Annotated in this window: 16 protein-coding genes; 14 read left to right on the top strand and 2 right to left on the bottom strand. The window is 31.7% G+C overall.

The window, feature by feature from the left end:
• The first annotated feature begins 57 nt into the window (after positions 1–57).
• From FT986_RS05600 to FT986_RS05645, 10 genes are all read left to right on the top strand, one after another.
• Positions 58–579: a TlpA disulfide reductase family protein gene (locus FT986_RS05600; RefSeq protein ID WP_147864232.1), complete on the top strand. Its 522-nt coding sequence runs from the start codon at positions 58–60 to the stop codon at positions 577–579.
• Position 580: 1 nt separating this feature from the next.
• Complete coding sequence (locus tag FT986_RS05605) at positions 581–1,276, top strand: thioredoxin family protein (RefSeq protein ID WP_147864233.1); 696 nt, start codon at positions 581–583, stop codon at positions 1,274–1,276.
• Positions 1,277–1,555: 279 nt separating this feature from the next.
• A complete protein-coding gene (locus FT986_RS05610) occupies positions 1,556–1,843 on the top strand; it encodes an EF-hand domain-containing protein (RefSeq protein ID WP_147864234.1) in 288 nt (95 codons plus the stop codon).
• Between the two features lie 136 nt (positions 1,844–1,979).
• Positions 1,980–2,753, top strand: coding sequence for a YHYH protein (locus FT986_RS05615; RefSeq protein ID WP_147864235.1), 774 nt, complete (start codon positions 1,980–1,982; stop codon positions 2,751–2,753).
• Between the two features lie 88 nt (positions 2,754–2,841).
• Positions 2,842–3,381 carry a toxin-antitoxin system YwqK family antitoxin gene (locus FT986_RS05620; protein ID WP_255505915.1) on the top strand — a complete coding sequence of 180 codons (540 nt, stop codon included), beginning with the start codon at positions 2,842–2,844 and terminating at the stop codon, positions 3,379–3,381.
• Between the two features lie 22 nt (positions 3,382–3,403).
• Positions 3,404–4,054 carry an SCO family protein gene (locus FT986_RS05625; protein WP_370451134.1) on the top strand — a complete coding sequence of 217 codons (651 nt, stop codon included), beginning with the start codon at positions 3,404–3,406 and terminating at the stop codon, positions 4,052–4,054.
• A gap of 132 nt (positions 4,055–4,186) precedes the next feature.
• Positions 4,187–5,288 (top strand): peptide chain release factor 2 gene (prfB, locus tag FT986_RS05630; protein WP_147864238.1). Its coding sequence is split into 2 segments (ribosomal slippage): positions 4,187–4,252 and positions 4,254–5,288, totalling 1,101 coding nucleotides; the frame shifts between segments, so codons are not numbered across the junction.
• A 106-nt stretch (positions 5,289–5,394) separates the two neighbouring features.
• Positions 5,395–5,736 carry an arsenate reductase (glutaredoxin) gene (gene arsC, locus FT986_RS05635; protein ID WP_147864239.1) on the top strand — a complete coding sequence of 114 codons (342 nt, stop codon included), beginning with the start codon at positions 5,395–5,397 and terminating at the stop codon, positions 5,734–5,736.
• A gap of 131 nt (positions 5,737–5,867) precedes the next feature.
• The gene (locus tag FT986_RS05640; protein WP_147864240.1) at positions 5,868–6,254 is read left to right on the top strand and encodes a hypothetical protein; all 387 of its coding nucleotides are present in this window, start codon (positions 5,868–5,870) and stop codon (positions 6,252–6,254) included.
• Between the two features lie 127 nt (positions 6,255–6,381).
• Positions 6,382–8,904: an outer membrane beta-barrel family protein gene (locus FT986_RS05645; protein ID WP_147864241.1), complete on the top strand. Its 2,523-nt coding sequence runs from the start codon at positions 6,382–6,384 to the stop codon at positions 8,902–8,904.
• An 88-nt stretch (positions 8,905–8,992) separates the two neighbouring features.
• Here the strand turns inward: FT986_RS05645 and FT986_RS05650 are convergent, their stop codons facing one another.
• Positions 8,993–9,172, bottom strand: coding sequence for a hypothetical protein (locus FT986_RS05650; protein ID WP_111540038.1), 180 nt, complete (start codon positions 9,170–9,172; stop codon positions 8,993–8,995).
• A 358-nt stretch (positions 9,173–9,530) separates the two neighbouring features.
• On the opposite strand from FT986_RS05650, the gene FT986_RS05655 reads away from it, so the two are divergent.
• The 4 genes from FT986_RS05655 (at position 9,531) to FT986_RS05670 (ending at position 14,214) form a co-directional block, all read left to right on the top strand.
• On the top strand, positions 9,531–10,241 hold the full coding sequence (locus tag FT986_RS05655) for a hypothetical protein (protein WP_147864242.1): 711 nt from the start codon (positions 9,531–9,533) through the stop codon (positions 10,239–10,241).
• Positions 10,242–10,395: 154 nt separating this feature from the next.
• Entirely contained in the window at positions 10,396–11,793 is a 1,398-nt protein-coding gene (fumC, locus tag FT986_RS05660; RefSeq protein ID WP_147864243.1) for a class II fumarate hydratase, read from the top strand.
• 62 nt (positions 11,794–11,855) lie between these two features.
• The gene (locus FT986_RS05665) at positions 11,856–13,475 is read left to right on the top strand and encodes a sulfatase-like hydrolase/transferase (RefSeq protein ID WP_147864244.1); all 1,620 of its coding nucleotides are present in this window, start codon (positions 11,856–11,858) and stop codon (positions 13,473–13,475) included.
• Positions 13,456–14,214, top strand: a complete 759-nt coding sequence (locus tag FT986_RS05670; protein WP_147864245.1) for a hypothetical protein — start codon at positions 13,456–13,458, stop codon at positions 14,212–14,214. Before FT986_RS05665 ends, FT986_RS05670 begins: the two co-directional genes overlap by 20 nt.
• A 17-nt stretch (positions 14,215–14,231) precedes the next feature.
• Here the strand turns inward: FT986_RS05670 and FT986_RS05675 are convergent, their stop codons facing one another.
• Entirely contained in the window at positions 14,232–15,311 is a 1,080-nt protein-coding gene (locus FT986_RS05675; protein WP_147864246.1) for a HAMP domain-containing sensor histidine kinase, read from the bottom strand.
• Between the last annotated feature and the right edge of the window lie 52 nt (positions 15,312–15,363).

Consider the following 15,363-nt stretch of genomic DNA (forward strand, 5'->3'; position numbering starts at 1 on the left):
TTTGATAAAATATCTATCTACATCTTTGTAGGTGAAAGACTTAAACAGAAATTAAAAATGTGTCATAAAATAGTAATTATAATAATCTCTATTTTCTCTTTTGGGTTAATTTTAAATAGTGGTTATGCCCAATCTGGTGACACCTCACTAAGTAATAACCATATAGCTGTTTATACGTTTGATGAGTTAGAACCTTTATTATATACCGATTCAAATAAAATACATGTTGTAAATTTTTGGGCTATGTGGTGTGCTCCTTGTATAAAGGAGCTGCCCATTTTTGAAAATTATGCAACACAGAATAAAAATGTAGAAATAACTTTGGTAAGTTTAGATTTTCCTAAGGATATTGAAACGAAACTTAAACCCTTTTTAAAGAAGAAAGGAATCTCCTTAAATGTTGTATTATTAGATGATCCCGATGCTAATAGTTGGATAAATAAAATTGACCGTAATTGGTCTGGAGCAATACCTTTTACCATTATTTTTAATCATAAAAAGAGATCCTATCACGAGCGTTCCTTTGAGAATATTGAAGACTTAAAAACCGAAATTAATAATACCATAAATTCTAAATAAAATGAAAAAAAATAAGCTAGGTTTATTAGCCATTGTAATTTTATGTGTTTTTTTAACTACTGTAAATATAAACGCGCAAGATAGAAAAGGACCTCCTCCTAACGGAGAGCGAAAAGGTCCTCCAAGAGGTGGTCATAGTCCAGAGCAAACTAAAACTCTAGAAGAAATTGGGGGTTATCAAATTGGTGAACTCGCAACAGATTTTGAACTTAAAAATATAGATGGCTCTATATTTTCTTTAGCTGATATAGAAAATGCTCAAGGATATATTGTAGTTTTTACTTGTAATGAATGTCCATTCGCTAAATTGTATGAAGACCGCTTGATAGCACTACACCATAAATATTCTTCACAAGGTTATTCTGTTGTTGCCATTAATCCCAATGTGAGCAAAACCAACGACAAAGAAAGCTTTGAAGCGATGCAGAAAAGAGCCAAAGAAATGGACTTCCCTTTTGTTTATTTAGCAGATGAAAACCACGATGTATTTCCAAAATATGGAGCTGTAAGAACACCTCACGTATTCTTATTGGACAAAGAAAGGAGGGTTCAATATATTGGAACCATAGACGATAATGCAAGATCCCCAAAAGACGTAAATGTAAAATACCTTGAGAATGCTATAAACGCTTTACAAAAAGGGAAAAAACCAGAAACTACTTTTACAAAAGCCATAGGCTGCCCAGTCAAAGCTTAAAAATTATAAATGCAATTTACTACCACCCTAACTAAAAGCTTCACAGTTAATTTGTGAAGCTTTTTTTTTGAAATTCACTTCAACTAATCATTCTACCAATTACTACACAAACCATTTATTTTCAAAGTTCCAAACAACTAAAAACAAGACTTATACAGCGTAATTACATTAAAAACCAACGTTCACTGAAAACTACAACCCATTCACTGAAAATTCATTTTTAGTATCTAAATATACTGCATCTTTGATAGTATATTAATACAATAAAAAATAGTAATTATGAAAAAGAGTTTAAAAAACGGATTATTTGCAGCTGTACTTTCCTTAGGGTTTTTAAGTGCAAATGCACAATCAGATCAAAAAAGAGAAAGAAAAGAACCACCAACTTATGCTGAACTTATCAAAGAAATGGATGCAAATGAAGATGGTAAACTTTCTGAAGACGAAACAAAAGGTCCACTCAAAAAAAGATTTAGTAAAATTGATACAGATGAAGATGGCTTTATTACCGAAGAAGAGTTTAAAAATGCTCCGAAACCAAAAAGAAAAGAACGAGGTAGAAGATAGTTTTGTTAATTGATTTATTAGTTTTTATGGTTAGCTAAAAAGGCTTCCTCAAATGCATTTTTGGAAGCTTTTTTTAATTCATTTATAAACAATTCAGTCATCTTAGACTTATTATTTATTTTTAAAATCAGAGATTATGAAGAATATTTTTAAAATTATTATGCTAATAGCTGTTCAAGTTATCGCCATTATTTCTTGCTCGAGTGATGATTCAACGATAAATACTACAGAAACCGAGGAAAATGAGGAAACGGTTGAAGAGGAAGAAACAGTAACGGAATTACACCCTGCCTTTGCTGCTTTTAATACGGAAGCTACCACTATCTTCTTAGATGGTAATCATGTAGTTATTGAAACTACTGGGTTACCTAATCACGAAACTGTTTACTGGGGAGAAGGACATACACTTTACAAAGATGAACCCAATGTACAAGTAACCCCTTCCATTATGTCTAGCAACAATAATGAAATTACGATTAGCGTAGATGCAACGCCTAACTTAACGGGAAGCACGGTTGCTACAGAACTAGGCACCGTAGGAATTGCGGTAAGCGGAGCTTCTATATTTAATGATCAAGAAGGAGGAGGTCCATTGTCTCAAGCTGCAGCAAGTTTAGATTGGACAGGAGCTCATATTGGTCCGGGGGTTTATCATTATCATTTAGAACCTAAAGCGTTTACTAATGACGACGATAAATTAGTAGGCATTTTAAGAGATGGTATATTCATCTATGGGAGAAAATGTAACTCAACTAGCACCTATCCTACAGATTTAGATGCTTCTGGGGGTCATACTTCTACTACGCAATATACAGAGGGGGAAGAAGAGTATCATTATCATATTATAAATGAATTATATTCTAATACAGGATCCTATTTAGCATTTGCAGGTCCTTACCAAGGTTATTAATAAATGAAATATGAAAACCTCTATCATTATTTTTCTCCTTTATCTGACTTGTCTTAGTTGTACCCAGTCTAAAGATCGTAAAACCATTATGAATAAAGCCTTAACGGAAGAAAATGATATAATTATAGATACTACTAAAGTTTTAAAAGAAGAATTAGTACTCCATCCTACTGAGGGAAAATGGTATTACCATAATCAACCTTATACTGGGTTTTCATTGAAATTTCATTCTAACGATACGCTAAGTGAAAAAACAGGTTACTACAAGGGTAAAAGAGAAGGCATGGCTAAAAAATGGTCAGAAAATGGGACTCTACGTATAGAATCTTATTACAAAAAAAATCGGTTAGAGGGTGTTTATAAAACGTGGTGGGAAAATGGAGTGCTTGCATCTCAGTCTTACTATAAAAAGGGAATAAAACATGGTTTAGTTAAAGAATGGTATGCTACGGGACAACTAGCCAAAGAAAGACGATTAATAGATGGAAAAGAAGAAGGCTTACAAAAAGCTTGGTTAGAAAATGGTAAATTATATATTAATTACGAAGCCAAAAACGGACGCATTTTTGGAATGCGAAGAGCAAATTCGTGCTATCAATTAGAAGATGAAAATGTTGTTACAAATTAAGCTTTTTAGAAAATTATCAATTTTGTTATTGATATTAATGGCGAGTTGCACAAGTGAAACTAAAAAAGAAAATATTCAGGTAACTGAAACAAGTAGAACCGAGTATCTCCCCTATTATAATGAAGAATCTTTTACACCGCATTGGATTACTCCAGGTACAAAAGAAGAAAAATATTTTCATAAAATTCCAGAATTTAAACTAATTAATCAGTTAGGAGATACCGTGACTCAAAAAACATTTGAGAACAAGATCTACATCACTGATTTCTTCTTTACCATTTGCCCAGGCATTTGTCCGCAAATGACAGATAATATGTATAAGCTGCAAGAAGAGTTTAAAAAAGATAAAGATATTCTCTTGCTTTCTCATTCTGTTATGCCCTCAAATGATTCTGTTTCGGTATTAAAAGATTATGCTAAAGAACATCAAGTGATTACCAATAAATGGCATTTAGTAACAGGAGACAAAACTGAAATTTATCATCTAGGGAGAAATGCTTATTTCGTTGAGAATAATTTAGGTGAACCGAAAAACATAAATGATTTTCTACACACAGAAAATTTTTTACTTATCGATAAAAATAAACACATTAGAGGTATCTATAACGGATTAAATAGAGCTTCCATTGCACAATTAATCACAGACATTAAAACTTTAAAAAATGAGTTATAAATAAGTGCTTATTATCAAAAAGGAATAGTTATAAAGATTTCAGCATTTATTCTATCGAAATAAATGCTTAAATCTTTTTTTTGAGTGTGCCGAACTTCTATTTTTGTTTATTAGAATAAAAAACTTCTTAAAATGACGATTACCCAAGATAACTTGAAAGACTTCGCAGAACGTGTCACCGCCCTAAAACAATATCTTTGACATAGATGCCAAACGTATTGAGATTGCAAATGAGGAAGAAAAAACCTTTGCCCCAGATTTTTGGGACAATCCACAAGAAGCTCAGAAAGTAGTCCGCGCTCTCAATCAAGAAAAAAAATGGGTAGAAGATTATGAAACTGCCCTCACCTATTATGAAGATTTAGAAGTAATATTTGAATTCTATAAAGAAGGAGAAGCTTCAGAAAGTGATTTAATTCAGCGGTACGAAAAATTAAAAGACCTCTTAGAAGATTTAGAGTTTAAAAATATGCTTTCAGAAGAAGGAGATGATCTTTCTGCTGTTTTGCAAATTACTGCCGGTGCTGGTGGAACAGAGAGTTGCGATTGGGCACAAATGCTCATGAGAATGTATTTGATGTGGGCAGAAAAACAAGGTTTTAAAATTAAAGAGCTTAACTACCAAGAAGGTGATGTGGCTGGTATAAAGACCGTGACTCTAGAAATTGAAGGAGACTATGCTTTTGGGTGGTTAAAAGGAGAAAATGGTGTACATCGTTTGGTACGTATTTCTCCGTTTGATAGTAACGCAAAACGACATACTTCATTTGCTTCCGTTTACGTATATCCTCTAGTAGATGATTCTATTGAAGTTGAAATTAATCCCGCAGATATTGAAATTACCACTGCTCGTTCTAGTGGTGCTGGAGGGCAAAATGTAAATAAAGTAGAGACGAAAGTGCAATTAGTACACCACCCTAGTGGTATTCATATTTCATGTTCAGAAACGCGATCTCAGCAAGATAATAGACAGCGTGCTATGCAAATGTTACGTTCTCAATTGTATGAGATTGAACTGCAAAAACAACTAGCACAGCGGGAAGATATTGAAGCGGGAAAAATGAAAATTGAATGGGGTTCTCAAATTAGAAATTACGTTATGCATCCTTATAAATTAGTGAAAGATGTGCGAACTGCTGAGGAAACTGGAAACGTAGATGCTGTTATGGACGGAAATATCGACGCTTTCTTAAAAGCATATTTAATGATGATGGGGCAAAAAGACGAGAGTTAGTAATAAATGAAATTGAAGATTTTTCTGAGTTGAAAAGTAAAAACTCTCCTTATCTTTCTTCTTTTTATTTTTAACTTATTAACTTTCATTTCAAAATTATAAAACTATGATTAAAATATATCACAATCCTAGATGTTCAAAATCAAGGGAAGGTTTAAAGATTTTAGAGGAATCTGGAAAAGATTTTCTCATTGTAAAATATTTAGACATTCCTATGAAAAAGGAAGAAATCAAAAAAGTATTAGAATTATTAGATATTTCTGCGGAAGAATTAATCAGAAAGAACGAGAAAGTTTGGAAAGAAAACTATAAAGATCAAGATCTATCTGAAGAAGATCTTTTAGAGGCGATGCAAGAACATCCCAAACTTATTGAAAGACCAATCGTAGCGAATGGAGAAAAAGCGGTTATTGGTAGACCTCCCGAAAAAATAAAAGAGTTTATTTAACGAAAAGGTGAATAAATAAAATTTTTAATAAAGCATCAAGATTACTCATTTTGATGCTTTTTGCTTTTATACATTTAACGAGCTGTTAACGGATTAAAGTATTGATTTTTATTATATTAAAAATAAAAACCATGAAAAAACTAGTTTTTATTTTATTCGTTTCTGTATTTAGTTTAAGTTCAATTCACCTAAATGCACAAGATTTAACGCAAGGCAAACCTTCTGCAAAAGTCAATGAGCAAGTTGACAATGAGCTCAAATACTTAACACAAGAGCTTGCACTAACAGGTAAACAACAAAAGTTAACTACACTGAAGTTGACTGAGTTTGCTATGAAAGAGAAACAACTTATAAGGTCTAATATGACCATAGATGAAAAACAAAAGCAGATTTCAGCATTAAACATTAATAAAATTAACGAGATGAGAGATATTTTAAGTGGCCCCCAACACGATAAATATGTAAAACTTATCAAACAAAAGAGAAAAACCAATAAGGCTGATATGTTGGAAAATTAAAAAAAGTTCAAGAATCATAAATAAATCCGCTTTAGCATAATAGAGCGGATTTTTTATTAACCAAATTTTAACAAATCTCAGTTAAACCATACAAGGTAAATAGGGTCTTAAAATAAAAACATCCCAAATGACAATAAAACAATACCTACGTAATTTTATACCTTTAAAATTATTTATGCTCCTTTCTTTAGTAAGCTTTTCTCAAAACGATTATACCGTTTCAGGGAAAGTAGTAGATAAAGATGCTGGAATCCCTTTAGAGTATGCAACCATCACCTTTAACGATGTCACTGGTCAGTTATCTCCGCAAGGAGGTGTTACCGATTTTGACGGAAATTTTTCTATTGAAGTAAAAGAAGGTAAATACAATATTATAGTTGAATACATTTCTTTTGAACCTAAAAAATATAATAATAGAACCATTAGTTCAAATATAAATTTAGGCACCGTTGCGCTAGGTCTTAATGCTGACAGCTTAGATGAAGTAGTTGTAAGATCTGAAACTACACAAGTAGATGTACGCCTAGATAAAAAAATATACAATATAGGTAAAGATTTAACCACCCAAGGTGCTACTATAAGCGACGCTTTGAGTAATGTTCCTTCGGTTACCGTAGATGTAGAAGGAGCTATTAGCTTACGCGGAAATGAAAACGTAAGAATATTAATTAACGGTAAGCCTTCTGCAATGGCAGGTTTTGGTGATACCGACGTTTTTCAGCAACTTCCTGCAGATGCAATTGAACGTGTTGAGGTGATCACCTCCCCTTCTGCTCGTTATGATGCCGAAGGTACAGCCGGTATCTTAAATATTATTTTAAGAAAAGAAAAGACTTTAGGTTTAAACGGTTCCGTTTCTGCCAACTTAGGATACCCGACCAATAGCTCTATTTCGGCTAACTTAAATTTAAGAACCGATAAATTCAATATTTTTAATACTACTGGAGTTTATTATAGAAAATCTCCAGGAAACGCTTCTTATGATAATCGTTATTATGGAGACGATCTTTCCATAGATCAATCGTTAGAAGATAGAGAATATGATCGTAGGCGTCAAGGAATTAATACCAACCTAGGAATGCAGTATTTTCTTAATGACAATTCTTCTATTACAGGTAGTGTATTTATGCGTTTTGGCGATGATAAAGACATTAGCGAAAACAATACCTCTCGTTTCTTAAACGACGATTTAATCAATAAAACTACACGTACTGAAATTGAAAAAGAAGAAGATGAAAGTTATCAATATGCATTAAATTATGAGAATAAATTTAATGATGAAGGACATAAGCTTACTGCAGATTTCCAGTATTCCTATGACAATGAAGATAAACCTACCTCAATTGTAGAGAATTTCACTTTCCCTACAGAAACTTTACAAGGAGAAGATCGCATTTTTGAAAGCGAAAAAAAGAATGAATTTTTAATACAAGCAGATTATGTGCTTCCAATGGGAGATGCGCAATTTGAAGCCGGTTACCGAGGTAATTTTGAGGAAGAAGTTACAGATTATACCTTAGAGAGTTTAGATTTAGGAACAAATCAATTTGTAGTAGATTCTTTATTAACAAATAAATTTACTTACAATGAGAATGTAAATGCAATTTATACTCAATATGGAAATAAACTTGGTAAATTCTCTTTCTTATTAGGTTTACGTTTAGAACAAACACAATTAAAAGGAAAGATTAGTTCAGAATTTGATAATCAAGAGGCTTTAGAGCAAGAACTAGGAACCGATGTAGATATCAACTTCGATAAAAATTACTTAGGTCTCTTCCCTACCGTAAACTTAATTTATGAATTAGGTGAAGAAGAAAATATCTCTTTAGGCTATAACCGAAGAATTAACCGTCCGCGTGGTTGGTACATCAATCCTTTTCCATCAAGGTCTAGTAGAACGAATATTTTTCAAGGTAACCCAGATTTAGATCCTGCCTATTCTGATGCTTTTGATATTGGATATTTAAAACAATGGGATAAATTAACCTTAACTTCTTCTATATATTACCAGCACGAAACTGAATCGTTTGAACGTATACAAGAAGATACAGGAAATACAACTGTAGACGGAGAAAGCATTATACGTTCTATCCCCATTAACCTAGCAACCAATGATCGTTTTGGAGGTGAGTTCGGGATTATCTATAACCCAGAAAAATGGTTACGTTTTAACGGAAGTTTTAATATTTTCAATTCACAAACGGAAGGTAATTTTAACGGTGTAGATTATGGTACAAATAACACCAGTTGGTTTGCTCGTTTTAGTTCTAAAATAACTTTACCAAGTGAAATACAGTGGCAAACCACAGGTTTTTATAGAGGACCAAATAAAAATGCCACTACAGAAAGTGATGGTATATTTTCTATGAACCTTGCATTTAGTAAAGACTTGATTAAAGATGTTGCTACAATTTCTCTTAACGTAAGTGATCTATTGAACTCTAGAAAAAGAAGATCTTTTACAGATAATAGAGATGGTGCAGACGATTTAGACTATTTTACTTCAGATAGTGAATTTCAATGGAGAGAAAGACAAATTACTTTAGGTCTAATCTATAGGTTTAACCAACCTAGAAATGCAAAGAATGATAGAAGAGGTAATGACGGAGGCGCAGGAATAGACGAAGGTGGAGATTTTGAAGGTTAATACCTTCAAAATTTCTCCTTAATAAATAGGAACAAAAAAAGGAAGCTAAAATTTAGCTTCCTTTTTTTATTTATAATAGATAGAATGCTTATTTTAAAGCTTCCTTTTTCTTACGTCTTTCTTCTTTCTTTTCTTTATACATTTCTAACAGAGAACCTCCAATCCAGTAAGGAACTGCAAAAGTTAATAAAAAAATCATTAACCAAAATCCAATCGTTAGGATGGTTAAAAATGCTAAAAAGCCAAGGTACTGATCAAATTCAAACATAGTTTTTTCTTTTAACTCCGACAAAGATATAATATTCCTAGGAATTTTACCAAATCAAAATTCTATTTTATTAACTAGATATTAACCTTTTTTTACTTTTTATTGAAAACCTCTCGTTGAAGACTTTCTAGATTAACCTTGCAACCTCTTTATTTGAAATCTAATTGCTTTCTTTTAAATTTTTAATAAAGAAAAAAATTAACCAATCTACTCCCCCTTAATTGTATTCCCTAAATTTAAAATTTGTTTTTAATTAACTGAATTAAAAACATTTAGATAAATATATACCTAATTATGGGTATTCCCCATCATGGATATTATCAATAAATTTATTTTCTATAACTTAAATTATAAAGTCATGAAATATTTTAAATTTATTTTGATGTTTAGTATTGTTCTACTAATTACAAGTTGCGAAGAAGAAGATGATTCTTATTTAGACTCTTATGCTGAAGATCCTAGTGGTCAAGATCCAGGTAATAACTCAGGCTCTAACACTTGGGCTAAAGATTACTGGAAGCGTAACGATGCAGGAACTTACTTAGATTTAACTTCTTCAAGACCTGTATTTTGTGCCAATGGAGAGATCGTTGGTGGTTCATATTCTCAAGTTGATTGGCATAGTACCAATGTGGGATATTTTACACTTACAAATGCTGGAGACGTAGTAAATTTTGAAATTAGAAAAAATGGAAACGGACTTATTCTTGCTCCCTACGATCCAGAAGTTCAACAAACACATGATCCTGCTAATTATTCAGTTTCGAGTAGTTTTCCTTGTAATGGAAATGATAATGGAGGTGGTGAAAATGAAACTGTTGCTATTAAATTTTGGACAAATCAAGATTACAATTGTGGTCATATAAGTGTAAGCTTAAACGGTGTAGGAAGTAGTCAGCTTTCTGGTTATTTTAGTGGAGGTCCAAATTGTAATTCCACAGATTATGGCGGTTACTTTTCAGGGTTAGATCCAGGAACTTATAGTTATTCCGCTAGTTGTCAAGGCTATACTTGGGGTGGCTCTGTAAACTTACAAGCAAGTTGCACTACCTTGCAGTTATCTTTATAACTATTTCAATAAAGCTAAAAAAATCTAATTATTTAAATACACACATAGCATAAGGTACAAGTCTTTAAAAATGAAGACTAAATGTGAAAAGTTTTTTACGCTATCCTATCGGAAATCATTAAATTTGTAGCTTCTTATAAAAAACTTACATTTCATGGAATATAGAATTGAAAAAGATACTATGGGTGAGGTAAAAGTACCTGCCGATAAACTTTGGGGTGCCCAAACCGAACGCTCAAGAAATAACTTTAAAATAGGTCCGGCTGCATCTATGCCGCTAGAAATAGTGTACGGTTTTGCTTATTTAAAGAAAGCTGCAGCTTATACCAATGAAGCTGCTGGTGTACTTTCTACAGAAAAAAGAGATTTTATTGCCAAAGCTTGTGATGAGATTTTAGAAGGTAAGCATGACGATCAGTTTCCATTAGTTATTTGGCAAACAGGATCTGGTACTCAAAGTAATATGAATGTAAATGAGGTTATTGCAAATCGTGCGCATCAAATAGCAGGAAAAACTATTGGTGAAGGAGAAAAAACTCTTTTACCTAATGATGATGTTAATAAATCTCAATCATCTAATGATACTTTTCCTACGGGAATGCATATAGCTACCTATAAGAAAATTGTAGAAGTTACCATCCCGGGAGTAAAACAGTTAAGAGATACGCTTCAAAAAAAATCTGAAGATTTTAAAAATGTAGTAAAAATAGGTCGTACTCACTTTATGGATGCTACACCTTTAACTTTAGGACAAGAATTTGGAGGTTATGTTTCTCAATTAGATCACGGTTTAAAAGCCTTAGAAGCAACACTTCCGCATTTAGCGGAATTAGCACTAGGGGGAACAGCGGTAGGAACAGGATTAAATACTCCTAAAGGATACGCAGTAGACGTCGCTAAATTTATTGCCGACTTTACAGAACTTCCTTTTACTTCTGCAGAAAATAAATTTGAAGCTTTAGCGGCTCACGATGCCTTAGTTGAAAGCCACGGAGCTTTAAAGCAATTAGCTGTTTCTTTAAATAAAATTGGGAATGATATTAGAATGTTAGCTTCTGGTCCTCGTAGCGGAATTGGAGAAATTATTATTCCTGCAAACGAACCTGGATCTTCAATTATGCCAGGGAAAGTAAATCCAACACAATGTGAAGCTTTAACTATGGTTTGCGCTCAAGTAATGGGTAATGACGTAGCAATTAGCGTGGGTGGTATGCAAGGTCAGTTTGAACTGAACGTATTTAAACCTGTAATGGCGGCTAATTTATTACAAAGTGCTCAGCTTATTGGGGATGCTTGTACTTCTTTTGAAGAACACTGTGCTAACGGAATTGAACCAAATCAAGAACGTATTAATGAGTTGCTACAAAATAGCTTAATGTTGGTTACCGCTTTGAATACCAAAATTGGTTATTACAAAGCTGCTGAAATTGCAAATACTGCTCATAAAAACGGAACTACTTTAAGAGAAGAAGCTGTAAATTTAGGTTATACTACTGCAGAAGAGTTTGATGCTTGGGTAAAACCAGAAGATATGGTTGGTGAGATAAAATAAGTGTGATACGTTGAGGGTTTGCAGATTTCTTCTAAATTTGCTTTTAACCGACTAACTTATTTATGTTTACCAAAAATAACTTTATATCTATAATATTTTTATCAATTCCGCTATTGGTTTTATGCCTTAGCGGAATTTTTTTGATTCCGCAGCAAGCAGATTTTATTAGAGAAGTATGCAATTTTACTTTACTTACCATATCTTTCTATGCACTCTGTTTTTTAATTCCTTCAGTAAAGGCAAAAACGATATTATCCTTTTTAATAGGACTTTTACTTAGCTTTCTTGTTTTAATAAAATTGAATTTTTATCATATTTATCAGGTAAAATTGAGTGCTTCTGCCCTCTTTGTAATATTTGAAACGAATGCTCAAGAAACATCGGAGTTTTTAGGGGTTTACATAAGTAAGACCTTTATATTTTTAGCAGTTATATTTTCACTTTACCTTCTGTTTTATAGCTACTTACTTTTTAGAAAAAAAGTAGTATTTCAACTTGACTGTAAACCATTTTTTCAAATAATAATAAAAATAGGTTTACTCTTTTTAATAATTATTTCTGTCTATTTGATTCATTGGAAGTTTGATGAATTTAATATTCTTTATAAAACAAAAACTTCTTATGAAGAATACCAAACCACTAAAAAACTTATTAAAGAAACCCTTGCAAAATTTTCTTCCCCTTATTTACATGAGGTAAGAAAAGACAGCACAGCACCCAAAATTGCTGTGGTTGTTATTGGTGAATCTACCAATAGAAACCATATGTCCTTATATGGTTATTACCGAAAGACAAATCCGCTTTTAGCGAAACAAAAAAATTTAATAGTTTCGAAAGATGTAATAACCCCACACGTACATACTATCACCGCATTAGACAAAATTTTAACCTTAAATTCTTTGGGAAATGATAGGGTTAAAAATAATGCTTCAATAGTACAGTTAGCAAATATGGCGGGCTATAAAACATTTTGGCTTTCTAATCAACGTCCTGTAGGCCTTCATGAATCTGTACCTACACTAATTGGTTACGCAGCAAAAGAAAAGCAATTTTTAAATACAGATAATTATAATAGAAAAAGTTACGATGAAGTCTTGTTTCCTGCCTATAAAAAAGCTCTGCAAGATCCTGCTCCCTACAAAATGATATTTTTACATCTCTCGGGTACACATTTGGGTTATAAAGAACGATATCCAAATAGTTTTGAATATTTTAAGGATACAGCTCTAACTAAATATAAACATGAAAAAGCTTTTCAACTTATTAATCAATATGACAATTCTGTGAGGTATAACGATTATATCATTAATGAGTTATTGGAGAGGTTAAAACAACAAAATACATCTTCATATCTTCTTTATTTTTCAGATCACGGAGATGATGTTTTTGATGCGCAGAATACTGCTGGACATAGCGAATTTATCGGCACTAATGGAATGTTTGAAGTTCCTTATATTACTTGGGTTTCCCCTCAATTTGAAAATCGTTTAAAATTAAACTTAGACATTTTAAAAATTGAAAACAGAAAGTATTTGTTAGATGATTTTATACACACTTTTGCGGATTTAAGTCAGCTTCATTTTAAGGGTTTAAATAAAACTAAAAGCATTTACGACACTACTTTTATAGAAAAGCCTAGGGTAATTAAAGGAAAAATAAATTATGATCAGCAAAAAAACTAAGACGGGGCCTGTTCTTATATTTTTAGTTATTTTAATAATAGCTTTTACTTATCGTTATACTAGTAAACGAATTCAATTTTACGGATATTATGATAAAGTATGGGCACACCGAGTAAATGATCTTAAGAAGTTAAAAAGTAGTGAAGATAATTTTAAAGGAATTGAGCTCGATATAGTTTACCAAGAAGAAGGCAATTGGTTAGACGTTTACCACCCTCCGGCACCATCTAAAGGCTTATCATTTGCTAACTATGTCAAACATATAAAGAATAACAAAGTTGGTGTTTGGTTAGATTTAAAAAATTTAACTAAAGAAAACCATACAGCAATCATTACTTTGATAGACTCTGCGATCGTTTCCACGGAATTAGACAAATCAAAAATTATTATTGAATCTTCTCACCCTGATTGTTTAGATATTTTCAGAGAAAAGGGTTATAGAATTAGCTATTACTTGCCTGCAAAAATGTATTTAAAAACAGAAAAAGAAGTTTTGAATAATATTAATGATATCAAGAAAAATATTGAGAATAATTCACACTTAGAACTTTCTGCCTATTTTGAAGATTACCCAATCGTTGCCAAATATTTTCCCCTACGGAAAAAAAATTTTTGGGTATTGCATAGCAGTTACTCCCCAAAGATCTTAATAGATTATAAAAAAATAAGAAGAATGTTAAAAGACAGTACCGTAGAAACAGTACTTACCCCTTATAATAATTTTAATAAGAATTTATAAAGATGATTTATAATTGATTAGTTTTCAAAGGTTAAGGTAAAAGTAGTTCCTATATTTAATTTACTGGAGACACTTATTTCCCCATTAAGACAATCCATATAACTTTTAACAAGATACAGACCTATACCCTTACTATCCTTAACATTATTACAAGTGTTGTGTAATTTAAAAATATTACCCCCCACTAGTTTATCATCAAACCCCCTACCATTATCAGAAAAAATAAGCTGTGGAATATTATTTATTAAATTAGTCTTGACCGTAATAATTAGTGGTTTATTTGGATTATTAAATTTTAAAGAATTACTAATTAAATTAAGAAATATACTTTTTAAATAAAATTCGTTAAAATTTATGTAAGGTAATTCGGTAAAGTCCACTTCAAAACTAGCATTAGTCTTCTTTGATAGCTCTTCTATTGAATTTTTGACTTTTAAAAAAATACTTTCAATATGCAGTGGTTTAACTTTGGCATTGATACTTTTATTACATTTTATTGCATCTACATATTTGTTTAACGTTTCTTTAATTTCCAAATTGGCTTCATTAATAAATTCAATATTTTCTCTGGTATCTGGATCATTAACTTGAGAAAGGTCTAATAATTCAAAAAGGGAAATGATATTAGATACGGGTGATCTTAAATCGTGAGACACCATATACGAAAACTTTTTAAGTCTAGAATTTAAACTTGTAAGATTTCTTAAAAGATTATTACGTTCATTTTCTACAGTTTTTAAATGAGTAATATTTTTTGCAATAGCATAAACTACGTCTTCTCTATCTTCTGGAATTGAGCTCCAAGATAACCATACGATATCACCATTTTTTGTAATATATCTATTTTGAAAATTTACAAGAGGAGTATTATTCTTTAATGCTTGAATAGAAATAGTAGTAGGCAAAACATCATCATCATGTATGAAATTTTGTATTGGATTTTCTAACAATTCTTCTTTTGAGTAGCCGAGTAAATTTGACAAAGCCGGATTTATTTTTTTGAAATATCCATCAAAACCAGCAATGCATATAATATCTGGACTCAGACTGAAAAATCGTTCTAAACTATATTTATTATGAGTAATATTTCTAATCATATAAACGTCTCGTAAATCTAATTTCTATATGAAAGATATATAAAAAGTTGAA

It is taken from the genome of Mesonia sp. K4-1 (genome assembly GCF_008017825.1).
Classification (GTDB): Bacteria; Bacteroidota; Bacteroidia; order Flavobacteriales; family Flavobacteriaceae; genus Mesonia.